Annotated in this window: 23 protein-coding genes and 2 pseudogenes; 11 read left to right on the forward strand and 14 right to left on the reverse strand. The window is 63.3% G+C overall.

Annotation, left to right across the window (positions count from 1 at the left end; translation table 11 throughout):
• Window positions 1–39: 39 nt before the first annotated feature.
• From IB279_RS12285 to nthA, 3 genes are read right to left on the reverse strand one after another with little or no spacing between them, the layout of a single operon-like run.
• Window positions 40–429 carry a nitrile hydratase accessory protein gene (locus IB279_RS12285; protein ID WP_090294265.1) on the reverse strand — a complete coding sequence of 130 codons (390 nt, stop codon included), beginning with the start codon at window positions 427–429 and terminating at the stop codon, window positions 40–42.
• Window positions 398–1,057: a nitrile hydratase subunit beta gene (gene nthB, locus IB279_RS12290; protein ID WP_112771064.1), complete on the reverse strand. Its 660-nt coding sequence runs from the start codon at window positions 1,055–1,057 to the stop codon at window positions 398–400. Before nthB ends, IB279_RS12285 begins: the two co-directional genes overlap by 32 nt.
• Window positions 1,054–1,692, reverse strand: coding sequence for a nitrile hydratase subunit alpha (nthA, locus tag IB279_RS12295; RefSeq protein ID WP_112771065.1), 639 nt, complete (start codon window positions 1,690–1,692; stop codon window positions 1,054–1,056). The genes nthB and nthA overlap by 4 nt, the downstream gene beginning before the upstream one ends.
• A 236-nt stretch (window positions 1,693–1,928) precedes the next feature.
• Here nthA and IB279_RS12300 point away from each other — a divergent pair.
• Both IB279_RS12300 and IB279_RS12305 read left to right on the forward strand, forming a co-directional pair.
• Window positions 1,929–2,075 (forward strand): annotated as a pseudogene (locus IB279_RS12300) (DoxX-like family protein); the annotation flags it as partial.
• A gap of 2 nt (window positions 2,076–2,077) precedes the next feature.
• Window positions 2,078–2,555: pseudogene (locus IB279_RS12305) on the forward strand (DUF2269 family protein).
• On the opposite strand, the gene IB279_RS12310 reads toward IB279_RS12305, so the two are convergent.
• On the reverse strand, window positions 2,547–3,140 hold the full coding sequence (locus IB279_RS12310) for a LysE family translocator (RefSeq protein ID WP_034792716.1): 594 nt from the start codon (window positions 3,138–3,140) through the stop codon (window positions 2,547–2,549). The pseudogene IB279_RS12305 and the gene IB279_RS12310 overlap by 9 nt on opposite strands.
• 541 nt (window positions 3,141–3,681) lie before the next feature.
• Here IB279_RS12310 and IB279_RS12315 point away from each other — a divergent pair.
• Window positions 3,682–3,921, forward strand: coding sequence for a hypothetical protein (locus tag IB279_RS12315; protein ID WP_127889203.1), 240 nt, complete (start codon window positions 3,682–3,684; stop codon window positions 3,919–3,921).
• A gap of 92 nt (window positions 3,922–4,013) precedes the next feature.
• On the opposite strand, the gene IB279_RS12320 is transcribed toward IB279_RS12315, so the two are convergent.
• Window positions 4,014–4,925, reverse strand: coding sequence for an MBL fold metallo-hydrolase (locus IB279_RS12320; RefSeq protein ID WP_112771068.1), 912 nt, complete (start codon window positions 4,923–4,925; stop codon window positions 4,014–4,016).
• A 116-nt stretch (window positions 4,926–5,041) separates the two neighbouring features.
• Here IB279_RS12320 and IB279_RS12325 point away from each other — a divergent pair, with 116 nt between their 5' ends.
• Both IB279_RS12325 and IB279_RS12330 read left to right on the forward strand, forming a co-directional pair.
• Window positions 5,042–5,950, forward strand: coding sequence for a LysR family transcriptional regulator (locus IB279_RS12325; RefSeq protein ID WP_112771069.1), 909 nt, complete (start codon window positions 5,042–5,044; stop codon window positions 5,948–5,950).
• A gap of 171 nt (window positions 5,951–6,121) precedes the next feature.
• Window positions 6,122–6,967: an aldo/keto reductase gene (locus IB279_RS12330; protein ID WP_090294459.1), complete on the forward strand. Its 846-nt coding sequence runs from the start codon at window positions 6,122–6,124 to the stop codon at window positions 6,965–6,967.
• A gap of 133 nt (window positions 6,968–7,100) precedes the next feature.
• On the opposite strand, the gene IB279_RS12335 is transcribed toward IB279_RS12330, so the two are convergent.
• Complete coding sequence (locus IB279_RS12335) at window positions 7,101–7,850, reverse strand: glucose 1-dehydrogenase (protein WP_112771070.1); 750 nt, start codon at window positions 7,848–7,850, stop codon at window positions 7,101–7,103.
• 94 nt (window positions 7,851–7,944) lie between these two features.
• On the opposite strand from IB279_RS12335, the gene IB279_RS12340 reads away from it, so the two are divergent.
• Window positions 7,945–8,841 (forward strand): LysR family transcriptional regulator, encoded by an 897-nt coding sequence (locus IB279_RS12340; protein ID WP_112771071.1) that lies wholly within the window; start codon window positions 7,945–7,947, stop codon window positions 8,839–8,841.
• A gap of 53 nt (window positions 8,842–8,894) precedes the next feature.
• Here the strand turns inward: IB279_RS12340 and IB279_RS12345 are convergent, their stop codons facing one another.
• A complete protein-coding gene (locus IB279_RS12345; RefSeq protein ID WP_246801898.1) occupies window positions 8,895–9,857 on the reverse strand; it encodes an acyl-CoA desaturase in 963 nt (320 codons plus the stop codon).
• Window positions 9,858–10,032: 175 nt separating this feature from the next.
• On the opposite strand from IB279_RS12345, the gene IB279_RS12350 reads away from it, so the two are divergent.
• Together IB279_RS12350 and IB279_RS12355 are read left to right on the forward strand one after the other, a co-directional pair.
• Complete coding sequence (locus tag IB279_RS12350) at window positions 10,033–10,377, forward strand: metalloregulator ArsR/SmtB family transcription factor (protein ID WP_060515980.1); 345 nt, start codon at window positions 10,033–10,035, stop codon at window positions 10,375–10,377.
• Between the two features lie 200 nt (window positions 10,378–10,577).
• The gene (locus IB279_RS12355) at window positions 10,578–10,874 is read left to right on the forward strand and encodes a hypothetical protein (protein ID WP_234824421.1); all 297 of its coding nucleotides are present in this window, start codon (window positions 10,578–10,580) and stop codon (window positions 10,872–10,874) included.
• A gap of 53 nt (window positions 10,875–10,927) precedes the next feature.
• Here IB279_RS12355 and IB279_RS12360 read toward each other — a convergent pair whose 3' ends face one another.
• The 3 genes from IB279_RS12360 to IB279_RS12370 all read right to left on the reverse strand — a co-directional run bounded on the left by IB279_RS12360 (window position 10,928) and on the right by IB279_RS12370 (window position 14,783).
• Complete coding sequence (locus IB279_RS12360; protein WP_246801900.1) at window positions 10,928–11,959, reverse strand: NADP-dependent oxidoreductase; 1,032 nt, start codon at window positions 11,957–11,959, stop codon at window positions 10,928–10,930.
• Window positions 11,960–12,409: 450 nt separating this feature from the next.
• On the reverse strand, window positions 12,410–12,982 hold the full coding sequence (gene ilvN, locus IB279_RS12365; protein WP_034792687.1) for an acetolactate synthase small subunit: 573 nt from the start codon (window positions 12,980–12,982) through the stop codon (window positions 12,410–12,412).
• A gap of 22 nt (window positions 12,983–13,004) precedes the next feature.
• On the reverse strand, window positions 13,005–14,783 hold the full coding sequence (locus IB279_RS12370; RefSeq protein ID WP_192339226.1) for an acetolactate synthase 3 large subunit: 1,779 nt from the start codon (window positions 14,781–14,783) through the stop codon (window positions 13,005–13,007).
• 524 nt (window positions 14,784–15,307) lie between these two features.
• Between IB279_RS12370 and IB279_RS12375 the strand changes: the two genes are divergently transcribed.
• On the forward strand, window positions 15,308–16,681 hold the full coding sequence (locus IB279_RS12375) for an MATE family efflux transporter (protein WP_210209348.1): 1,374 nt from the start codon (window positions 15,308–15,310) through the stop codon (window positions 16,679–16,681).
• 46 nt (window positions 16,682–16,727) lie between these two features.
• On the opposite strand, the gene IB279_RS12380 is transcribed toward IB279_RS12375, so the two are convergent.
• Both IB279_RS12380 and IB279_RS12385 read right to left on the reverse strand, forming a co-directional pair.
• On the reverse strand, window positions 16,728–17,096 hold the full coding sequence (locus IB279_RS12380; RefSeq protein ID WP_034792678.1) for a hypothetical protein: 369 nt from the start codon (window positions 17,094–17,096) through the stop codon (window positions 16,728–16,730).
• 397 nt (window positions 17,097–17,493) lie between these two features.
• Window positions 17,494–18,120 carry a TetR/AcrR family transcriptional regulator gene (locus IB279_RS12385; RefSeq protein WP_063979478.1) on the reverse strand — a complete coding sequence of 209 codons (627 nt, stop codon included), beginning with the start codon at window positions 18,118–18,120 and terminating at the stop codon, window positions 17,494–17,496.
• Window positions 18,121–18,236: 116 nt separating this feature from the next.
• Between IB279_RS12385 and IB279_RS12390 the strand changes: the two genes are divergently transcribed.
• Window positions 18,237–18,848, forward strand: coding sequence for a class I SAM-dependent methyltransferase (locus IB279_RS12390; protein ID WP_090294282.1), 612 nt, complete (start codon window positions 18,237–18,239; stop codon window positions 18,846–18,848).
• A 24-nt stretch (window positions 18,849–18,872) separates the two neighbouring features.
• Window positions 18,873–19,883, forward strand: coding sequence for an NAD-dependent epimerase/dehydratase family protein (locus tag IB279_RS12395; protein ID WP_192339227.1), 1,011 nt, complete (start codon window positions 18,873–18,875; stop codon window positions 19,881–19,883).
• Window positions 19,884–19,901: 18 nt separating this feature from the next.
• Here the strand turns inward: IB279_RS12395 and cax are convergent, their stop codons facing one another.
• Window positions 19,902–20,996: a calcium/proton exchanger gene (gene cax / locus IB279_RS12400; RefSeq protein ID WP_112771075.1), complete on the reverse strand. Its 1,095-nt coding sequence runs from the start codon at window positions 20,994–20,996 to the stop codon at window positions 19,902–19,904.
• Between the two features lie 164 nt (window positions 20,997–21,160).
• Complete coding sequence (locus IB279_RS12405; RefSeq protein ID WP_034792656.1) at window positions 21,161–21,628, reverse strand: Lrp/AsnC family transcriptional regulator; 468 nt, start codon at window positions 21,626–21,628, stop codon at window positions 21,161–21,163.
• Window positions 21,629–21,712: the final 84 nt, after the last annotated feature.

Here is a 21,712-nt window from a genome sequence, read left to right on the forward strand (position 1 = left end):
GCGCACCGAGTTGCCATATGATGGAACCGGCAGGCCGCCTCACCGCAGCGGATCGTTCTCGATCACGATCGGTTGCCCATGCGGCGTTGCCTCCGCCGCGCGCTGCCAGCTCAGCGTCAGGTCTTCCAGTTCTCGACCGGAGGCGAGCGAAAGCTCCGTGACGAGGCGCGAGAGTGCGGCCACCCAGCAGTCGTAGTAGTCGCTGGCATCGGCCTTGCGGCCGGGTTTGTAAAGTTCGGCCGAAAGCGCTTCTGCCCATTCGGGCCAGGAGAACACACCCTTTTCGTGCAGGCGCACGGTCATGGCGAAGGCGTTCGCCTGCCAGGGCTCGGCAAAGACCGGATCGCCCTCCGGTGACTTCGGCAGTTCGGCCGAGGCAATCAGCGGCGATGTCACCTTACACGTGCTCAAGATAGCTCTCCCAGGCATCGATCGAGACGGTCAGCGTCGGGTCGGCGCCCTCGCCCCAGATCTCCGGCCCATCGAAAACGACCGTGTAGACCCATTGTGGATTCTCGCCGCGGCCATGGGCGTTGTCGTCAGGAAAGACGAAAGAGCCCTGCACCGCCTCGACCCGGCCGAGCTTGGCACGGGCATAGCGCGGCAGGCGCGTATGGGTCTCCGGATTGAAGTTTTTCGTGCGCACCCGGTCGCCGGCGGCAAAGCGTGGGCGCCCCTCGACCGGACGATCGCAGGGGCCGCCTTTGGCGAGCACGCCCGCCACCATGTCGGCCTTCAGCACCCGTTTCGGCGCCGCACCCTGTTCCAGCCTGTGGCCGCCATCGAGTTCGGCCTGGGTCACGAAGCCGTGGCGCTTCAACAGCGTTTCGAGCGCCCGCGTCCAGATCTCGTAATAGCTCGCCGAGAGATAGGTCGCCGGGGCCAAGTTTTCGCGCGCATGCCGGCTTTCGTCGATCGTCCAGGCGCCAAAGGCGCCGCAGGAAAGCGTGACGCCGAGCGCCCGCTTTTCCCACGCCGCATGGAAGTAGGGCTCGTCCTTTTCAGGCGCCACCGGGCCGAGGCCGTGGGCGCCGCCGAGATCGTGTGGACCGTTCATCGAAGCACCTCCGCGGAAAGTGCCAGGCCCGTGCCGATCATCGCGTCGCGGGTGACGAGGGCAGCAAGCTCGTCCTCGCTGAACCCTTCCGTCCCTGCCGGGCGCTCGGGGATCACGAGATAACGCAGTTCCGCCGTCGAATCCCAAACGCGAATGCGCGTCGTCTCGGGAAGCGTCAGGCCGAATTCCTGGAGCACACCGCGCGGATCGATGACGGCGCGCGAACGATAGGGCGGCGCCTTGTACCAGACCGGCGGCAGACCGAGCACCGACCACGGGTAACAGGAACAGAGCGTGCAGACGACGAGATTATGGGTTTCGGGCGTGTTGAACACGGCGCGCATATGCTCGCCCTGCCGGCCGGTATAACTGAGGCTGGCGATCGCTTCCGTCGCATCGCGCTTCAGCCACTCGGCAAATTCCGGATCCACCCAGGCCTTGGCGACCACACGCGCGCCGTTGCGCGGACCGATCTTCGTCTCATAGGTCTCGACGATCGCATCGATCGCCGCCGGGTCGATCAACCCCTTCTCTGTCAGCACCGTCTCCAGCGCCTTCACCCGCGCTTCCATGTCGGTGAAATGGTTGTCGTGGTGATGGTCGTGATGATCGTGGCCATGATGGTGTTCGGACATTGCCTGGCTCCTCGCAACGCCGTGCCATCACAGGCACAAAGATGGCGCTGCCTCCTCATAAAGTCGTAGCGCATAAACCCCGGATTCGAAATCGATTTCAACGCCCGCGGGTACCCGCAATTGTCACCATAACAAGTCTGGCCCGATGCGGTTCGTACCAGGCCACCGAGTAAGCCGGCTACCGCTGCCGGCGATCATTTGCCACGCAGCTCCGAATGTATCACGTCCGCCATCTAGGCATGCTCGCACTGTCGGTCGCCTATCTCGCCTCCGCCACCCTCGTCGAACCCCAACTTTGGGCGGATCCGCTCGGGCCGCTCGTCAAGGTGCTGCCGTCGCTGCTTCTCACGCTGGCGACGCTGGCCATACTGGATGAACGCTGATGATGCTCGAAGATCTGCTGCGCCTTGCCCATGTGATCGGTGCCGCGGTGCTCTTCGGCACCGGCGCTGGTATCGCCTTCTTCATGCTGATGGCCAGGCGCACGCGCGATGCCCGGCTGATCGCGCACGTCGCCGGAACGGTGGTCGTCGCCGACACGGTCTTCACCGCGACAGCGGTGCTGCTCCAGCCGATCACCGGTTACCTGCTGGCGACGAGTATCGGCTGGTCGCTGACGGAAGGATGGATCGCGCTGTCGCTGATCCTCTATGTCGTCACCGGCCTCTTCTGGCTGCCGGTCGTTTGGATCCAGTTGCGGCTGCGCGATCTCGCCCGGCTTGCAACGGCCAACGGTGCGCCGCTACCACCGGAGTTCGACCGGCTCTATGCCATCTGGTTTGCCTGCGGCTTTCCCGGCCTTCTTCGCCGTCACCGGCATCTTCTGGCTGATGCTGATGAAACCACAATTCGCACTATTTTAGCATCGGCCAGAGGCTGATGACGAGAAGCACCGCCATGGTGATGTTGAACCATTTCAGCCGCGACGGTTCCGAGAGCCATTGGCGCAGCGCCGAACCGAAGCCCGCCCAGGTGGAAACGCTCGGCACGTTGACGAGCGCAAAGACGACGCCGACGACGAGCACGCTGAAGAGGTAGCTTTCGCTGCTGGTATAGGTCGCCATCGCTGACACCGCCATGACCCACGCCTTGGGATTGACCCATTGGAAGGCGGCAGCCCCGATGAAGGTCATCGGCTGTGCGCTGGCCTTGCCTTCGGACAGCGAACGCGAGGTGCCGATCTTCCAGGCGATCCAGATGAGATAGGCACCGCCTGCGAACTTCAGCGCCGTGTAAACGACCGGCACGGAATGGAGCAGCGCACCGAGGCCGAAACCGACGGCGATAAGCAGCAGGAAGAAGCCGGCGCCGATGCCCAGCATATGCGGAATGGTGCGCACGAAACCGAAATTCACGCCCGACGCGAACAGCATCATGTTGTTCGGCCCCGGCGTGATCGAAGTGGTGAATGCGAACAAAAACAGCGCCAGCAGCGTATCGGCCTGCATGGTTTCCTCCCGGTCAATTGGGTCAGCATAATTGACCTATTAGCCGGCATCAGCCGCGAACTTGTCATGGTGACAAGTTTCCCCTCGGCGATAAATTGCCAAAAAACCGTTATAATACAGCAATTTGGCTACAACGTTCGTGCGGCTTTGGACCTAGGGCAGCGCTAGGGTACCCGCCTGGGCCCTGCGTCCCTCAGACCCCGTTATGTCGTGTCGGGCCCCGGTGGGATGGGCCTGGCGGAATCTTACTTGAGGTCGTCAGGGTCCCTACACGCCTCTCAGGCTCCGGCTCAACGGTAGATGGTCGGAGCAAGGAAGCGACCAGTCGGTTGATTGAGCGGCCTGCCGAGAGGCCTCGGTGATGGGGTGGCAATGCGATGACAATGCGCCCAAGCCCGTCGTTGTCCAGCCTCAGCCGTGTGTGTACTCTCGCTGTCATACACGTGGGTAGGAGGCCACAATGAGGAGGACGATTATTGCCGCTCTCGCCACTTTCGTGTTCACGGCCCCAGCCATGGCGCGATCAGAGGAGAGGCAGTCTATGACAACGCCATCCTTCACCGAATGTCAGAAGGTGCAGCAGGAGGTCATGCGTCTCGTCACAGGTGGAAGGGACTGGAAGCTGGTGCCGTGGGACGGTGGCGCAGTCGCTCTATTTCTCCAAATCGACGGCACAATCGCCATCACATGCAGCAGCGACGGCACAGCCGAAATCTACGCGACGGGCGTCGCTACCAATGCGTTTCCGGGATTTGTTCGCGCCTTTGAACTCCTAAAGTAACAGTGTCCTTGGTCTTGGTGCGCACCGTTTTCAGCATCCGTACATTCATGTGACCGGTCGCCGCCTCGCCTGTGCAAGAACGGTGGTCGGCCTCAGCCCCACTTCATCTCGCCCTTGGCGACCTTGGCGCCGAGCTCGAGCGTCGAGACGCCGGGCAGATCCGGATAGCGCTTTGTCATCGCTGCGATCAGCTCGCCGCTGTCCTTGGCGGCGGCCGCCGCTTCGTTGAAGGCTGCGAGATAATCGCGGGTGAAGCGGATGGCCTCGACGCCCTCCGGCCCGCCCGCACTCTTGTGCGCCGGCACGACGATCGCGGGCTTGCGCGCCGCCATGGCATCGAGCGCCTCGATCCATTTCTGCCGCCCTTCCGCCGTCGCCTCGTCGGCCACCCAGACATGCGAGCCGGAATAGACGAGCACGCCACCGAAAATCGCCTGCAGTTCCGGCACGAAGAGATAGCGCCGGTCCTTCATCCCCTCGATCGTGACGATCTCGATCGTGCTGCCTTCGAGCGTCAACGCGGTGCGGTCGTCGGGCGTCGGCATCACCACATCGGCGAGCGTCTGCGGGCCATTGTCCTTCAACTGCGGCCCCCAGGTTTCAAGCTTTCCTTCAACATTGACCTTGATCGCCTCGACGGTCGCTGAAGCGCCGATAACCTTCGCATCCGGAAAGGCTTCGACGATCGGCTTGAGGCTGAAATAGAAATCCGGATCGTTGCAGCTGACATAGATGGTCGTCAGCCGCTTGCCCGTTGCCTTGATTGCCTCGGCCACCGCCCGGCCGTCGGAAAACGTGAAGCCGCCATCGATCAGGATCGCCTCGCTCTTTCCGGTCAGCAGCACCGGTGTACGGTTGAAGCCGGCATCATCCGCCTGGAAATAACGCCATTCGAGCGCCGCGGCCGCATTGGCAAGGCGGCCACAGACCGGCTGAATGAGGATGGCGGCGCCAGCCGCCGCTACCGTCTTGAGTGCGGTCCGCCGGGTCAACTGAATCTGCATGGGGTCTCCTTGGGCTTTTGTCGTGCCCGGCAGGATGACGGCACGGGCGCTCTTGAAAAAGCCCGGCAGTCCGAACAGACTGTCTGACAAATTCAGACAATCGCGAAGAATTTCGAATGACTGTAAACTTAAATCGCCTCTCGCATTTTGTTGCCGTGGTCGAGTGCGGCTCTTTCACCGCGGCTGCCGAACGGCTCGGGCTTGCCAAAGCCGCCGTCAGCCATCAGGTCGCCCAACTCGAAAAGGAGCTGGGCACCACCCTGCTCGTGCGCACCACCCGGCGGCTAAGCCCGACCGCCACCGGCCAGCGCTTCTACGAGCGCTGCGCGCTGATCCTGCGCGATGCCGATGAGGCCGTCGGCGCGGTCTCGGCCGAAACCGAGACCCCGAGCGGCACGCTGACGCTGACGGCGCCGCTCGACTATGGCGCCAAGGTCGTAACCAACGCCATTGCCGCCTATCTCGCGGCCTATCCCGCCATGCGGGTGGAGCTGAGCTTCAACGACACGGTTCTCGACATGATCGAGAACCGCCTCGATCTCGCCATTCGCGCCGGCTGGCTGGTGGATTCCAGCGAACGGGCAAAACGCATCGGCACGTTTCAGCAGCACCTCGTCGCAGCGCCCGCCTATGCCGCAAAGCTCGGGGACATCACGCACCCCAATCAATTGATGGAGGCAGACTGGATCGCCAACGGCGCGCTGAAGGCGCCGCTGGAATGGACCTTCACGCATGCTTCCGGCAACGGGGCGGCAATCCACGGCAACGCGCTGGTGACCGCCGACAGCACCGATTCCGCCCACTGCTGCGCTGTCGCCGGCATCGGGCTTGCCGTGCTGCCGGACTATCAGGTGCGAACCGACATCGCCGAGGGCCGGCTGGTGCGGTTGCTTTCCGACTGGTCGCTGCCCTCGGGCGGTATCCATGTCGTCTATCCGCCCTCCCATTTCCGCCCGGCGCGCGTGCGCGCCTTCGTCGAGATCCTGCAGCGCATGGAAAAAGAGCGCGGGCGGCTTGCCGGATGAAGGCTCGAAAGACCGGCGGGATGCGCTAGATTGCCCGCTACCCGCCGATTTCCTGAAAGCGTTTCCGCTTTTACGGATAGCAACGGGGCGCACGTCAAAGTGCTACAGCGTCTGAGGCGCATATTGAAAGCTGCGGCCGCTGTGGGCAATTTCGGCCGCGAGGAGAAAAGCATGCACGATCCGATCCCGACGACGACACTTCCCGACGGCCGCTCGATCCCGGTTCTCGGCCAAGGCACCTGGCGCATGGGCGACAGCGCAGCACGCAAGACCGATGAGGTGAAGAGCCTGCAACTCGGCCTCGATCTCGGCCTGACGCTGATCGACACGGCCGAAATGTATGGCAACGGCGCCTCGGAGCGCGTGGTCGGCGAAGCGGTGCGCGGGCGCCGCGACGAGGCCTTCATCGTCAGCAAGGTGCTGCCGTCCAACGCCAGCCGCATTGGCACCGAGGCCGCCTGCGCGCGCAGCCTGAAGCATCTCGGCGTCGACCATATCGATCTCTACCTCCTGCACTGGCGCGGCGGCTATCCGCTGGCGGAAACGGTTGCCGCCTTCGAGGCGCTGAAGAAATCAGGCAAGATCGGCGCCTGGGGCGTCTCGAACTTCGATGTCGACGACATGGAGGAGCTGCTGGACGTGCCGGATGGCAAAAACGTCGCCGTCAACCAGGTGCTCTACAACCTGTCGCGCCGCGGCATCGAATACGACCTCTTGCCCTGGTGCCAGAGCCAAGGCATCGCCATCATGGCCTATTCTCCGCTCGACGAGGGTCGGCTCTTGCGCCACCCCGATCTCATTCACATCGCCAAGGCGCATCAGGCGACGCCCTCCCAGATCGCCCTTGCCTTCCTCAAGACCCGCCCCGGCGTCATCTCGATCCCCAAGACCGGTTCGGCCGACCGCCTCCGCGAAAACCGCGACGCAATGGACATCCACCTGACCGCCGAAGACCTCGCCGCCCTCGACCACGCCTTCCCGCCGCCGAAGCGCAAGCGGTCACTGGAGATGATTTGAGAGAAGCGTCGCGATAACGTTGACCGCGCCCTCAGCCGCTCAGCCCGACTGCGCGCCGGAGGCGCAGTCGGTGCAACATCGATGACGGTTCAATCAAACGCCCTCGCTGCTGTTCGGCGACATCCGCTATCCGTCAGACAAGCAACATTCCGCCGTCGACGTGGAGTTCGATGCCGTTGACGAAGCGACCGGCATCCGAAGCGAGGAAGAGTGCCGCACTGGCAAGCTCCCCGGACGTGCCCAGCCGGCCAGCCGGGATCGTCTCGGCCATGTGCTCGAGAAATGGTCCGCGTTCAGCCTCGGAGATTCCGAGCTTTCCAAGGATTTCCGTGTCCGTCGGCCCCGGGCTGAGAACATTCACGCGAATGCGGCGCGACTTGAACTCGATCGCCCAGTTGCGCGCGAACGCCGCTGCGGCAGCTTTGGAACCGGCATAGACGCTATGGTTCGGGAGAACCTTGGTCGCCGCCAGCGAACTGGTGATGATGATGCTCCCGCCCTCGTTCATGATGGGAGCGATGGCTTGAACGCCGAAGAAGACGCCCTTTGTGTTGATGGAAAAATGCCGGTCATAGGCTTCTTCGGAGATTGCGTCGGTCGGTTTGAGGTCGATCACGCCCGCGTTGGCAAGGTAGATATCGACCGCGCCAAATCGTTCCGCAACTGTGCCCGCGACCGCCCGATGATGGGCGAGATCAGCCACGTCACCCTGGATGCCGATCGCGCCGAAGCCGATTTCCTGAACGGCTTGATCTAGAAGGTCCTGGCGTCGAGCCGTGATGATGACCTGGGCGCCTTCTTCGGCAAAGAGCTTGGCGGTCGCCTTTCCGATGCCGCTGTTGCCGCCAGTAATGACGGCGACCTTTCCTTGAAGTGTCTTCATTTTCGTCTCCATGTTAGGTGTCATGGAGATAGAGATGCCTTGGACGGCGCATTAGCGGGTTCATGAGCACATGACATGTGCCTGCGAGGTGTAGATGCCCAATCTGCTGAACGAGACGCCTGGCTTGATCGCGTTCGTCAGGACCGTGGAGAGCGGTTCGTTCAGCGCTGCGGCCAAGATCCTGAGGACATCGCCGTCTGCCGTCTCGAGGAGCGTCGGAAGGTTGGAGACCTTGGTCAGGGCCCGCCTGTTTCTGAGGTCAACGCGAGCATTGGTTCTAACCTTCGAAGGGCAATCCTTGTTCGACAAGGTTGCTCCTCTCCTGCGCCAGCTTGATACGTCGGACGAGGTCGCCAGCCGTGAGGACACGCTCGCCGGCAGAATTCGGTTCAGCATGCCAAGCGATCTTGCCCGCTACTTCTTGACCCCGATATTTCGAGATTTCGCATCGGCCTTTCCCGCCATCAAGCTGGAGGTGGGGCTCGCAGACCGGCAAGTTGATTTGATCCGGGAGGATTACGACGTGGCCTTCCGCGTGGGCGGCGGTGGCCAAGGCGAACTGCGCGTACGAAAGCTAGCGAATGTCAACATGGTGATCGTCGCGTCTCCAGCTTACCTCGAGAAACACGGCAAGCCGCGTTCAGTAGACGAGGCGTCGGCTCTTCCCTTCGCCCGATACATCGTGCGTGGTCATCCGAGCCCGATGGTCTTTGCGGGCGGCAAGCAGTTTTCACCGCAGGGCCGCGTGGATTGCGATACCGGGCAGGCACTGCGGGCAGCGGCACTCCACGGTCTGGGGGCGGCACTGCTCATGAAGTGTGTGGTTCAGGACGAGTTGAACGACGGCCGGCTGATCGATATCTCCACTGAACTGGACCTGCCGCCGCAGCCTCTCAACGTGGTGCACGCCTTCGGCTCGATGATACCGCTTCGCGTTCGGCGATTTTGCGATTTCGTTGCCGACCAAACCAAGAGCATACCAGGTCTGTGACGGCATCAGGCAGACGATGCCCGGAACGCCGGAAAGAATCTGGGGGGGCGACACTAGCGCCGAAGCGTGCTCACGACCGGACAGATTTTTCGCTGAGCATCGGGGCCCGCGACCACTTTGGCGACGCGCTTGAGACCGGCGCGCCGGTTCGTGTTGGTCGGCAGCTTGATCTCTGAGGCCAGCCCGAGGTGCGAAAGCAGGCGGATGAACCACCAGCCGAGATCGACCTGCCCGGCCTCGATGCCAAGCAGGGCGGATTCCGGAAAGGCATGGTGATTGCCGTGGTAGGCCTCGCCGAAGGTTACCAGACCGAAACGCGGCAGATTGTAGCCCTGCACGGCAACGTGATCCACACGCCACCCCTGCTCGCCGCCACGATGGGCGAAATGACCGACGAGCCAGTGACCGGTGAGAGAAACGGCAACGCGCACCGCCACGCCCCAGACGACCCACGAGACGCCTCCAAAGGCGAAAAGCAAAAGCGCCAATGGCACCTGCTGCAGCATCCAGGTCGCCTCAAGGAAGCGATAGAAGGGGTCGCGCGCAACCCGATTCTCGATGGTGAACCGTGGCGGATGATCAAGCGCGACGGCGCAATGCATCTGCCAGAACGCGTCCTGAAGGAATGGGCGCCGGTGCGCGAAGAGATCGTGGCAAGCCTGTTGGCGTTGCGCCCAGTCGCGAATGTCGTGGGCGTGGATCATGCCTGAAGGTCCGGCCATGCCGACGAGCGTGCCGAAGTAGACGAGCGTCCGTTCAAGCCAAAGCGGCGTTTCGAAGGAGCGATGGATCAGCAGGCGATGCATGCCGACCGAATGACCAAGACAGATCGTCAGAGCCGTCAGAACGGCGAACACGACAAGAACGTCCACTGAGACAGTCATCGGCCCGCCGATAACGGCCACCAGCGTCATTCCGGCAATCCAGAGCGACTTGCCCGGAATCCAGACGACCTTGCCGCTCACCGGGTCACTATCAGGCTCCGATATCATTCGGCCCGTCGACACAAGATCCATGGCACCCTCCGCGATCATATTTCGAGCAACACTGAAGGACCCGGTTGAAAACAACCGGCACAGAAGGTATTTAGGAAATAAACTAATTACATATTTAGCTGCGAAAAAATATTTAGGCAATATCCTAATTGCCTAACAGAACGATGATCGGTGCCAGCCCGGCAAAGGAGACGCTGTGAACGACGATACGCTCAACCATGACGCAGGCGGACCGGCGCAACGCATCTTCAACGCGCTTTCTTCGCTGCATCGGCGCAAGATACTGGCCTACCTGTCAGCCTCGAGCCTGACAGCGGGCGAAATTGCCGAGCGCTTCAACATGAGCAAGCCCTCGGTGTCGCAACATCTGACGGTACTGGAAAACGCCGGCCTTATCGCCAAGGAAAAGCGCGGCCAGTTCGTCCACTACACGATCGTGACCAACAATCTGATCAACACGCTGAACGGCTTTGCCCAGGAGGTTTGCCCCGTCAGCCGCCCTCTCAAGCGGGAGAGCGAAGCGAAGGCGAAGGACGGTTGAGGGCGACGCCCCTCAGCGGCTCGCCGGCCACCTTCCCCGCCTGCGCTGAGAAGGAAATCTGCGGCTTATGTAGCAATGCCACCAGCCTTGCCCCGCGGTCCGGCGAACGATTTGCACCCGTTCGTGAACCGCGCCAAATTCCTGTATATTTATCGGAGCGCTTCACGTCATATGCGGTCTGGCAAAGAGGCGAAATGTCTATGCAAGTGCTGCTGATAGTGCATGCCGAGGTTCCGAATGAAGTGGACCGAACTCCCTTCGACCAATGGTATGGTCGCCATATGCCGGAGGCATTGCGCGCGTTTGGTGCAGTCCGGGCGTGGCGCACCTGGAGCCGAACCGATCCCTCCAAGCACACCGCCTTCTACGAGTTCTCCAATTTAGAGACCGCGAACGCCGCCATTCAATCACCGGGCAATGAATTTGATGCCAAATGGAGCGGGCGGGCGACCCGCACGCGCGACGTGGTTGAGGTTGTTCAGCGACTACCCGATTAAGCTGACCACGCCGGCGCACGTCATCGCAGGGATGCCGGTGCAGCCGACTTCGATCACGCGGACGAGCCTTCGATCTCCACCACCACCTTGCCCTTGGCGCGGCCGGATTCCAGATAGGCGAAGGCTTCGGCGACATCGTTCAGTGCAAACACGCGGTCGATCACCGGCCTGACCGTCCCGGCGTCGATGAGGCCTGCGAGTTCGGCAAGCTCGGCACCATCAGGATGCATGAAGAGGTAGCGGTAGGAGACGCCGTGTTTCCGGGCGACGGCGCGTATCTTATAGGACGCAAGCCAGAACAGCGCCCTGAGGAACAGACCGCGGCCGAGATCCTTTCGCGCGGTTTCGGGTTCGGGCATGCCGGCGATGGAAACCACCTTGCCGCCGCGCTTGACGACGCCGAAGGATTTTAGGAGCGTCTCGCCGCCCAGCAGATCGAAGGCGCCGTCCATGTCGCGCAAGCGCTCCTCGAAGCGCTCCTTCGTGTAGTCGATCACCACGTCGGCGCCGAGCGCTTCGACCAGCGCGCGGCCGCGGGGCGATGCGGTCGTCGTGACCTCCGCGCCCAGCCATTTCGCCAACTGAATGGCGAAGGTACCGACACCGCCGGCGCCACCGGGGATGAAGATCCGGCTGCCCCGCCCCACATGAAGCTCGTCGCGCAGCGCCTGCAAGGCGGTAAGGCCGGCAAGCGGCACGCCGGCTGCCGTGTTGAAGTCGATCGATGCAGGCATCTTCGCCAGGAATTGTTCGGGCACGACGGCATACTCAGCAAGGCCCCCCATGGTGTCTTTGGGCATGCGCGCAAAGACCCGGTCGCCCGGCGCAAACGACGCGACGCCTTCTCCCAGTTCCTCGACGACGCCTGAGAGTTCGTTGCCCATGACGACAGGCAAGGGATAGCGCTGGACGACTTTCAGCATGCCGTCGCGCGTCTTGTAGTCGACCGGATTGAGGCCGGCGGCATGCACTCGGACAAGCACCTCGCCGCGCGCTGCGCGTGGGCGCCGCACGTCGCGCAACTCCGCGGCATCGGAACCACGATATCTCGTAAGGACCAAGGCCTTCATCTTGGTAGAATTCATCGGGCACCTGCGATCGTGAGAAATCTTCTGAGGGAATACTCGGCGAGAAATGCCGTGCGAAGTCAACCACGCGCGTGACGTCTGGCGGCTTCGGTCGCAAGCGCGTGCACGGATCATCCGGCCGGCCGGGAGGTTTCGGCTGCAACTGCGGCGGCCCCTCATCCTGCCTGCCGGCCACCTTCTCCCCGCAAGCGGGGAGAAGGAAACGTGCGGCGGGCGCCCGGTTTCCCTTGAACCGCGAGCGCTTAGCATCTTCAGCAGAAGCGTGCCTTTGATAGGCGGTCATCATGAAGGAGGAAAGAAGCGGCTCGCTCGGTGCGAGCGCCCCCTCTCCCCGCCTGCGGGGAGAGGGCTGGGGTGAGGGGCAGCCTCCGCACAAAGTGCGAGGGGCAATCCCGCTCGGAAAATCTCGCGCGCAAGAATGCACGCGAGCCCCTCACCTCGGCAAAATCACATGCCCTGCGGGCCGCGGTTCATCGCTGCGATGCCGGTGCGGCAGACCTCGATGAGGCCGAGCGGCTTCATGATGGCGATGAACTGCTCGATCTTCGACGGCTTGCCGGTGATTTCGAAGACGAAGTGATCGATGTTGGCGTCGATGACCGAGGCGCGGAAGGCGTCGGCAAGGCGCAGAGCCTCGACGCGGTGGTCGCCCGAGCCGTGTACCTTGACGAGCGCCAGTTCGCGCTCGATCGGCCGGTCGTGGCCCAGGCTGGCGGCGCGCACGGTCAGGTCGACGACGCGGTGGACCGGAACCAGCCGTTCCAGCTGGTTCTTGATCTGGTCGAGCACGTGCGGCGTGCCGCGCGTCACGATGGTGATGCGCGACAGGTGCGCCTCGTGTTCCGTTTCCGAAACCGTGAGGCTCTCGATGTTGTAGCCGCGGCCGGAGAACAGGCCGATGACGCGGGCAAGGACGCCCGGTTCGTTGTCGACGAGAACCGAAAGCGTGTGGGTTTCGGCGACTTCGGTCTCCTTGGCGATGAAGTAGGCGGAGCCGGTCGGTTGAAGGTGTGCGTTCATGTGAGTGGTTCCTCTACCTATCTCAGACCAGCTGACGGCCCTTGGCGTCGATCGCGTTGGCGACCGCTTCGTCCGTGGCTTCGTCGGGCAACAGCATCTCGTTGTGGGCCTTGCCCGAGGGGATCATCGGGAAGCAGTTGGCGAGGTTGGCGACGCGGCAATCGAAGATAACCGGCGCCGGCGTGTCGATCATCTTGCGGATCGCTGCATCGAGCTCGCTCGGCTTGTCGCAACGGATGCCGACGCCGCCATAGGCTTCCGCCAGCTTGACGAAGTCAGGCATCGCTTCGGTGTAGGAATGCGACAGGCGGTTGCCGTGAAGCAGCTGCTGCCACTGGCGCACCATGCCCATGTACTGGTTGTTGAGGATGAAGATCTTGACCGGCAGGCCGTACTGGACCGCGCAGGACATTTCCTGGATGCACATCTGGATCGAGGCGTCACCGGCGATGTCGACGACGAGGCTGTTCGGGTGCGCGACCTGCACGCCGATCGCCGCCGGGAAGCCGTAGCCCATGGTGCCGAGGCCGCCCGAGGTCATCCAGCGGTTCGGCTGCTCGAAGCCGAAGAACTGGGCTGCCCACATCTGATGCTGGCCGACTTCCGTGGTGATGTAGGTGTCGCGGTCCTTGCTCAGCTCATAGAGCCGCTGGATCGCATATTGCGGCATGATGACGTCGTCGTTCGGCGCATAGGCGAGCGAATTGCGGGCGCGCCACTTGGTGATCATCTCCCACCAGTCCGAGAGACGTGCCTTGTCGGTCGACTTGGAAGCGGCGCGCCAGAGGCGAACCATGTCTTCCAGAACCGTGCCGACATCGCCGAGGATCGGCACGTCGACGCGGACGTTCTTGTTGATCGACGACGGGTCGATGTCGATGTGGATCTTCTTGGAGTTTGGCGAAAACGCGTTGAGGCGGCCGGTGATGCGGTCGTCGAAGCGGGCGCCGATGCAGATCATGACGTCGCAGTCATGCATCGCCATGTTGGCCTCATAGGTGCCGTGCATGCCGAGCATGCCGAGCCAGGCCTTGCCGGAGGCCGGATAGGCGCCAAGCCCCATCAGCGTCGAGGTGATCGGGAAACCGGTGAGCTCGACCAATTCCCGCAGCAGATGCGAGGCTTCCGGACCGGAATTGATGACGCCGCCGCCGGAATAGATGATCGGCTGGCGCGCATTGCGCATCAGTTCGACCGCTTCCTCGATCTTCTTCAGATCGCCCTGCTTCTTCGGCTGGTAGTTCTTCTGGGTCGGGACGGCAGACGGCGGCGTGTAGGTGCCGGTCGCAAACTGGACGTCCTTCGGGATATCGACAACGACAGGACCCGGACGGCCGGACTGGGCGACGCGGAAGGCCTCATGGATGATGCGGGCGAGATCGTTAACGTCGCGAACCAGCCAGTTGTGCTTGGTGCAAGGCCGGGTGATGCCGATCGTGTCGCATTCCTGGAAGGCGTCCGAGCCGATCAGCGAGGTCGGAACCTGGCCGGAGATGCAGACGAGCGGGATCGAATCCATCAGCGCGTCCTGCAGCGGCGTCACCGCATTGGTAGCACCTGGGCCGGAGGTGACCAGCATGACGCCGACCTTGCCGGTAGAGCGGGCATAGCCCTCGGCCATGTGGCCGGCGCCCTGCTCGTGGCGAACGAGGATGTGCTGGATATCGTCCTGCTGGTGGATTTCGTCGTAGATCGGAAGCACGGCGCCACCGGGATAGCCGAAGATATGCTCGACGCCGTTGTCCTTCAGTGCCTGGAGAACGATCTCCGCGCCTGTCATCTGGTTTTCTGTACCGCTCATTGACTTGCTTCCGTCCCTTTTCCCAGTTGGGTGCTTAGCTTGTTTGAAGGCATAAAAAAAGGCCCCGTCAGGAGCCTCGTTCAGCGCATGGGTGGCTACCGCCGGATGGTTACACCATCCTGCCCATGCGCCGTCCCACCACAAGAATAACCGCAAAATTTTTCATGGGCCGAGTTGATAAACACAAATGCCTGAGGCGTCAACGGCTTTTCGTTACACGATCCGGCGCTTTCTCGGAACATTGTTGCGCAAACCGTCCGAGAAAGCTGCGCGAACAGGCCCATAGCGACTACGGCAAGGCACCGCTTGTCTCATGACGCGCAAGGGTCATCGTCCCCCGGCTTGACGGCGATGCGGCTTGGCGCTACCTCCCTTTCCGGGCTTCAGATCCCCGCCGCTCGCAGGCTTCCAGTCTCGGTGAAATCTGACTTCTGACGATATCCTCTCGCCCCGATCGCATTTCGTGTGGCAGGCAATGCGAGCCCCTCCTCTTCCCAATCGAAATGCGAGAACAGGAGTGCGGGATGTCCAAGGACACCTCCAAGCCGAATGCCTACTTGACCGCGCCGCTCGGCGCGATCTTCTTGAAAACGGCGCTGCCGATCATCTTCGTCATGGGCATGAACGGGCTGTTGACGGTGGCCGATGCCATCATGCTCGGCATCTATATCGGCGCCGAAGCCGTCGGCGCCGTGACCACGGTGTTTCCGATCTTCATTCTCACCGTGGCGCTGGCCACCCTCGTCGTCAGCGGCATGGCGAGCCTGCTTGCCCGCCATCTCGGCGCCGGCCGCTTTGCTGAAGCCCGCGGCGTCTTCGCCGGCGCCCACATCCTGGCGCTGACGATCGCTGTTGCACTGATCGCGCTGTTCGCAGCCTTTGGCGACCGCCTGGTGCTGACGCTCACCAATGGTCCGGGGCCGCTCGCCGGCATGGCCGAGCGCTATATCGCGATCATCATCTTTGGCGCGCCCGTCCAGTTCCTGCTGGCGGTGCAATCGGATGCGCTCCGATGCGAGGGACGCGCCGGGCTGATGGCCGGCCTCAGCCTGCTGGTCTCGCTCGCAAACCTTGCCCTCAACTATGTGCTGATCGCGCTGCTGGACATGGGTGTCGCGGGGTCCGCGACCGGCACCGTGCTGGCGCAGCTCCTCGCGCTCGGCCTCATCGCCCTCTTCCGCCTGTTCGGACGCACGGAACTGCGGCTCTCCGCCCTCCTCCGGCATAATCCGCTGACGGGATGGAGCCGCATGATCGCGCTGGGCAGCCCCCAGAGCCTCGGCTTCATCGGCATGGCGCTGGTGTCGGTGACGATCATGGCGGCGCTGCAGAAGACGGCGGCCGAAAACTACGCCACCACGGTCGCCGCCTACGGCATCATCACCCGCATCATGACCTTCGCGCTGCTGCCGCTCTTGGGCCTGAGCCAGGCGATGCAGGCGATCGTCGGCAACAATGTCGGCGCCGGCCTCGCGGACCGGGCAGAAAGGATACTGCGGCTTGGCATGCTTGTGGCGTTCTTCTACTGCCTCGCCGTCGAGGTGCTGCTCCTCGGCTTTGCCACGCCGATTGGCGCGACCTTCGTCGACAACGATGCGGTCATCGCCGACGTCGCGCGCATCATGCCGGTGATGGTCGCGATGTACGTCTTCTCCGGACCGCTGATCATGCTCGGCAGCTATTTCCAGGCGATCGGCGATGCGCGCCGGGCGGCGATCCTGGGGCTTGCCAGGCCCTATCTCTTCACCATGCCGCTGGTCGCACTCTACGCGTCGAGCTTTGGCGAACCCGGCATCTGGTTCGCCATGCCGACTGCAGACGCGCTGCTTCTCGCGGTCGCGCTGCTGGTGTTGTGGCAGGCCTCGCGCCAACGACCCGCAACGGCTCCGTCAGGCTGATCTGCGCGCGACGCGCCGGCTCTCCGGCGCGTCGCAGTCCCTATCGCTAGAACCGCGAGAACCCGACAAGCGACGGCATGATGGAACCGCGGCCATCGTTGATGAACGGCGCCAGCCCCGCGGCCACCTCTTTGCTCGGATTGCCATAGACCTCGAGCCGCTCCACCGAGCAGTGCGCGGAGACGTCGTTGATGTGTGCATCCGACATTTGCCAGTGCCGGAGCACGTCCTCAGAATTGCGGTAGAGCTGGATGCTCACCGCCTGCATCTCTTTCTCGTCGATGAACGTCTGCACCATCAACTGCGGCGCATGCTCTTCGACGAAGGCGATCGCGCTGCGCACCGCCTCGCGGAACGGTTCGAGATGGCCGGGAGTAATCCTCATCAGATTTCGGAAAAGCAGTTGCTCGGTCATGCATCCTCCATGTCGCGTATTGTTGGCTCCTCGGGCCGGATCCGAGCCGGAGATGGCGTTCGGGCGAACGCCGATGGAGAGGTTTGTAAGAGCTCAAGCATGGTTGAGGTCAAGCGGCAGATACCAGAGCAATTTTGGAGGTCGGCCGCGTCCGCATGCACCGGCCATTAACATTTGCCGTGGCAAATTAGCTTGGCTGCATGATGCAGCTTAAAAACAAAGGCAATGAGATGCTTGACCTTTCCGTGCTCACACCTCTCCTCCTCAGTTTCGGCGCGATCTACCTGTTCTTCCGCTGGGTCGTGTTCGATATGAACGCCCCGAAATAGACCCCCGCGCTCCAAGCCTGCCTCCGTGAGAGGCCTGCGATCCCTGCCGGAGCGCACGGAGGCACCCCCTATTCATCGACAAGCCTGGCGACGAGATCACCGAGCAGGCGCTCGAGCTCGGCGTCATGCCCCTTGTTCAGCGCTTCCAGCCCCACCACCTGGCGCATGATCTGCACGCCGGCGACGAGCGACATCAGCAGCGCCGCGCGCTGACCTGCATCCGGGCCTGAAAGCGCCTCAGTGACGTTCTTCTGGTGGTGGCTTTCGACCACCTGTCGCGCGATATCGACCGCACGCTCGTTGGAGATCGAGCGGAGCATGATGAGGAAGCCGTCGAGCGCGGTTGCCTCCGGCTCCGTCACCTTCAAAAGCGCGCTTGCGATGCGCGCTGCCCGGTCCGGTGCGCTGAGCGTCTCCGGCGTGGCGATGATCGGCCGTTGGTTGGCGGTCGAAAGCACTTCGGCAAAGAGCCCCTCCTTTGAACCGAAATAGCGGTTGATCAGCATCGCCGTAACCCCGGCCCCTTCAGCGATCTCGCGCACACCGGCGCCTTCATATCCCGAGGCGATGAAGGCGGAGCGTGCGGACTCAAGAATTGCGGCGCGCGTGGCGTTCGCGTCGCGGCGGCGCCCGTCCTTTTCGGCAGGCCGCTTTTCTGCGCCCCCTTTTTCAGCAGCCCCCTTTTTGGCAGGCATGGCCCCTCCTTAGTATACACCTGTAGACATGATCATGAATCGGAAGTATACAGACGTAGACTTGCCGCTGCAACGCGCCTTGCAAGACAGCCTTCATTCCATCCACGGAGCCTCACGTGACCAGCATTTGCGCCTATGGCGACAGCCTGCATTTCTTCCGCTCCTGGCTCGCAGATCCACTGCGCGTCGCCTCGGTCACGCCGTCCTCCCGGTCGCTTGCCCGGTTGATCACGCGCGAGATCGACCCTCGCTATGGCCCGGTGCTCGAACTCGGTCCCGGCACCGGTGTCTTCACGCGCGCGTTGATCGAGCGGGGCGTGCGCGAGGAAGACCTTGTGCTGGTCGAATCCGGCCCTGACTTTGCTGCCGTCCTGAAGGCGCGTTTCCCGGCCTCCACCATTCTTTCGATCGACGCGGCGCGGCTTGCCGATGGTCATTCCGAAATTCCCGCAGGCATCGGCGCTGCGGTCAGCGGCCTGCCGTTGCTCTCCATGCCCACCCGCAAGGTTATGGCAATCCTTTCCGGTATTTTCCTGCACATGCGGCCGGGTGGCCACCTCTACCAGTTCACCTACGGTCCGCGTTGCCCCATCCCGCGGCCGCTGCTCGACCGGCTCGGCCTTCGCGCCCGGCGCATCGGCGGCACCATCAGAAACTTCCCGCCCGCCTCCGTCTACCGGATCAGCCGGCGCAAGCCCTTCGCGGCCATGCACAGGACCTGCGACTGACGCAACGAAAGAAGATGAAAACCGATGAATGAATGTGTTCTTGTCACCGGCGGCACCGGCTTCGTCGCCCGCTGGTGCATCGTCTCTCTGCTCGAAGGCGGATACCACGTTCGCGCCACCTTGCGCGATCTCGCAAAGGCCGACGCCGTCAGGCGCTCGATCGCCGCCGTCAGCGACGCGACAGACCGACTGTCCTTCGCCAGGGCCGATCTGACCGGAGATGACGGCTGGGCCGAGGCGATGGAGGGCTGCACCTATGTCCTGCACGTCGCGTCGCCGCTCGGCGGCATTCCCGGCGGCGGTCGCGACGCCTATGTTACGCCGGCTCGCGAAGGCACGCTGCGGGTGCTTTCCGCCGCCGTCGATGCCGGCGTCCGGCGTGTGGTGATGACTTCGGCGGCCGCCACGACCCGGCCGCCGCTGGACTCAGGCCTTGCTAGCGACGAGACGCGCTGGGCCGACCCCGACGACCCGCAATTCGACAATTACCGGGTCTCCAAGATCCTCGCCGAACGTGCCGCCTGGAAGTTCATGGAGGGCAAGGCGACGGAGTTCGCCACGGTACTGCCCGGCGCCGTCTTCGGTCCGGTGCTTTCGAGCGAAAATCTCGGCTCGGTGAAGATCATCGGGGGCCTCGTTGGCGGCCGGCCGCGGTTCCTGCCGCGCCTCGGTTTCTGGGTGGTGGACGTACGCGATCTCGCCGACCTGCACGTCACCGCCATGACCGCGCCTGAGGCCGCAGGCGAACGCTTTCTCGCCGCCGGCGACTTCCAATGGATGGAGGAGATCGCCGCCACGCTGCGCCTGGGCCTCGGCGTCGATGGCCGCAAGGTGCCGACGCGACGGCTGCCGACGGCGCTCGTGCGGCTGCTGGCCCCGCTCAGCGCCGATTTGAAGCCGCTGGCCCCGCTGCTCGGTCGCAAGTTTGCGCTGTCATCCGACAAAGCCCGGCGCCTGCTTGGCTTTGCGCCGAGGCCCGTGAACGCCACCATCCTCGACTGCGCCCGCAGCCTGATTGCGGCCGGCGGGCGCTGATTTCAGCCGACCGCAGGGCTACACCTGCGGCGGCAGCAGGAACAGCGTCATGGCGAAGATCACGTAGACGGTGAGTGCCAGCACGCCCATGTACCAGGCAGACCGCCCGCCGTTGGAAAGCAGCGTCGCGGCCATGGTCGCGACCAGCATCATCACGATCGCCCCCGGCCAGAACTGCAGGTCCATCGGCTGCGGCCCGAGCACGTAGCTCAGAAGCACCAGCAGCGGCGCGACGAAGAGCGCAATCTGCACAGCGCTGCCGAGCGCTATGCCGACGCTCAGGTCCAGCCGATCCTTGCGCGCAGCGGAGAAAGCCGTCGCCATCTCGGCCGCAGCACCGACGAGCGCGACGACGACGAAGCCGACGAAGGCCGGCGTCATGCCAAGCTCTTCGGCCGCGACCTGCACCGAGCCGACGAAAACTTCGCTGACGAGCGCCACAAGAACGGTCACCACCAGCAGAACGATGATGCCCGTCGCCAGCGGCCAGTGCGGTTCATCACCGCCATGCTCGGAAGTGGCCGAGACGAACAGCTCGCGATGGGTTTTCAGCGAAAACAGCATCCAGAGCCCATAGGTGATGATGAGAAGGACGGAGAGGCCGGCGCTCAGCTGTTGGGTGAAAGCCGTCTGCGGCTGGCCGTCGGCAGCACCGATCAGCGAAGGCACGAGCACGGCGATCGTCGCCATGAACAGGAGGCTCGCCAGAAAGCGCGCATTCACCCGGTTGAACTCCTGCAGGTGAAACTTGAGCCCGCCGAGCAGAAACGAACCACCCAGCATGAACAGCGTGTTGGTGACGATCGCGCCGGCGATCGAGGCCTTGACCAGCAGATACTGGCCGGCAGCAAGTGCCATCAGGGCGATGACGAGCTCGGTCAGGTTGCCGAGCGTTGCATTCAAGAGCGCGCCAACCGTGTCGCCGGTGCGGGACGCAACCGCCTCCGTCGCCTGGCTCAGGAGCGCCGCCAGCGGCACGATCGCCGCCACCGACAGCAGGAAGAGCAGCGTATGGGCGTCCGGCCAGATGTGCTCGCCGGCGATCGCGATCGGCACGAAGACGATCAGCCAGAGTATGGGTGTCCGACGAAAATAGGCAATTGCATCGCTCATGGCTTCCCCTCGCCCGCTTCCCGCTCGCCCTTCGAGCGTCCGTGGCCGGCAACGCCCCCGACGGTCACCCGAACGGACGTGCCTGGCCTATGGTTGAATTATCCCGCGTCCTCTCGCGTTCTGCATTGACTTTCATCAAGTCGGAGCGTGCCAGGCGCCCAGTCTCAGACCCGCTGGATCAGCGCCCGCCCGATCGGCTTTTCCGGCTCGCCGCTCAAGACAAGCGACGTCGTCACGGCGCCATAGCGCGCGATCGTGTCGACGATCGTTTCAAGCTCGCCCGGCGTCGGCACCAGCACCTTGAGAAGGAAACAGTCCTCGCCGGTCAGCCGCAGCACCTCGATCACCTGCGGCATCTCGGAAAACTGCTTGAGGCATGCACGGATATGTTCGTGCGTCGTCTTCAGGCGGATCACCGCCATCATGCCAAGCCCGAGGCGTGCCGCATCGATGCGTGCGCCATAACCGGAAATGATGCCGCGCTCCTCCAGCCGCTTGACCCGCTCCGAGGTCGCCGGCTGCGACAGACCGATACGCCGCCCGAGCTCCGAGATCGCGATGCGTCCGTCTTCCTGCAATACCTCGATGATCGCGATATCGGTCGGGTCGAGGGCAGAACGGTCAACCGCCATATTTCACCTTTAATCCATCGGCAAACGGCCGCACTTTCCGATGATTGCGCATTCAGATGGTCAAGGGAAGCTGGCAGTCTCCCC

The organism is Ensifer sp. ENS06, from assembly GCF_014852205.1.
In the GTDB taxonomy this organism is placed as follows: domain Bacteria; phylum Pseudomonadota; class Alphaproteobacteria; order Rhizobiales; family Rhizobiaceae; genus Ensifer; species Ensifer adhaerens.

Bases quoted from the DNA above. Each gene is read 5' to 3' on its own strand.
- ilvN (WP_034792687.1), bottom strand. From the start codon at position 12,982: ATGAACGCACACCTTCAACCGACCGGCTCCGCCTACTTCATCGCCAAG.
- IB279_RS12320 (WP_112771068.1), bottom strand. From the start codon at position 4,925: ATGCAGATTCAGTTGACCCGGCGGACCGCACTCAAGACGGTAGCGGCG.
- IB279_RS12310 (WP_034792716.1), bottom strand. From the start codon at position 3,140: ATGCAGGCCGATACGCTGCTGGCGCTGTTTTTGTTCGCATTCACCACT.
- IB279_RS12285 (WP_090294265.1), bottom strand. From the start codon at position 429: ATGCCTGGGAGAGCTATCTTGAGCACGTGTAAGGTGACATCGCCGCTG.
- IB279_RS12345 (WP_246801898.1), bottom strand. From the start codon at position 9,857: ATGGATCTTGTGTCGACGGGCCGAATGATATCGGAGCCTGATAGTGAC.
- IB279_RS12315 (WP_127889203.1), top strand. From the start codon at position 3,682: ATGACAACGCCATCCTTCACCGAATGTCAGAAGGTGCAGCAGGAGGTC.
- IB279_RS12385 (WP_063979478.1), bottom strand. From the start codon at position 18,120: ATGCCTGCCAAAAAGGGGGCTGCTGAAAAAGGGGGCGCAGAAAAGCGG.
- IB279_RS12370 (WP_192339226.1), bottom strand. From the start codon at position 14,783: ATGAGCGGTACAGAAAACCAGATGACAGGCGCGGAGATCGTTCTCCAG.
- IB279_RS12405 (WP_034792656.1), bottom strand. From the start codon at position 21,628: ATGGCGGTTGACCGTTCTGCCCTCGACCCGACCGATATCGCGATCATC.
- IB279_RS12335 (WP_112771070.1), bottom strand. From the start codon at position 7,850: ATGAAGACACTTCAAGGAAAGGTCGCCGTCATTACTGGCGGCAACAGC.
- IB279_RS12340 (WP_112771071.1), top strand. From the start codon at position 7,945: ATGCCCAATCTGCTGAACGAGACGCCTGGCTTGATCGCGTTCGTCAGG.
- IB279_RS12380 (WP_034792678.1), bottom strand. From the start codon at position 17,096: ATGACCGAGCAACTGCTTTTCCGAAATCTGATGAGGATTACTCCCGGC.
- IB279_RS12355 (WP_234824421.1), top strand. From the start codon at position 10,578: ATGCAAGTGCTGCTGATAGTGCATGCCGAGGTTCCGAATGAAGTGGAC.
- IB279_RS12395 (WP_192339227.1), top strand. From the start codon at position 18,873: ATGAATGAATGTGTTCTTGTCACCGGCGGCACCGGCTTCGTCGCCCGC.
- IB279_RS12325 (WP_112771069.1), top strand. From the start codon at position 5,042: ATGACTGTAAACTTAAATCGCCTCTCGCATTTTGTTGCCGTGGTCGAG.
- IB279_RS12360 (WP_246801900.1), bottom strand. From the start codon at position 11,959: ATGAATTCTACCAAGATGAAGGCCTTGGTCCTTACGAGATATCGTGGT.
- IB279_RS12330 (WP_090294459.1), top strand. From the start codon at position 6,122: ATGCACGATCCGATCCCGACGACGACACTTCCCGACGGCCGCTCGATC.
- IB279_RS12375 (WP_210209348.1), top strand. From the start codon at position 15,308: ATGTCCAAGGACACCTCCAAGCCGAATGCCTACTTGACCGCGCCGCTC.
- cax (WP_112771075.1), bottom strand. From the start codon at position 20,996: ATGAGCGATGCAATTGCCTATTTTCGTCGGACACCCATACTCTGGCTG.
- nthA (WP_112771065.1), bottom strand. From the start codon at position 1,692: ATGTCCGAACACCATCATGGCCACGATCATCACGACCATCACCACGAC.
- nthB (WP_112771064.1), bottom strand. From the start codon at position 1,057: ATGAACGGTCCACACGATCTCGGCGGCGCCCACGGCCTCGGCCCGGTG.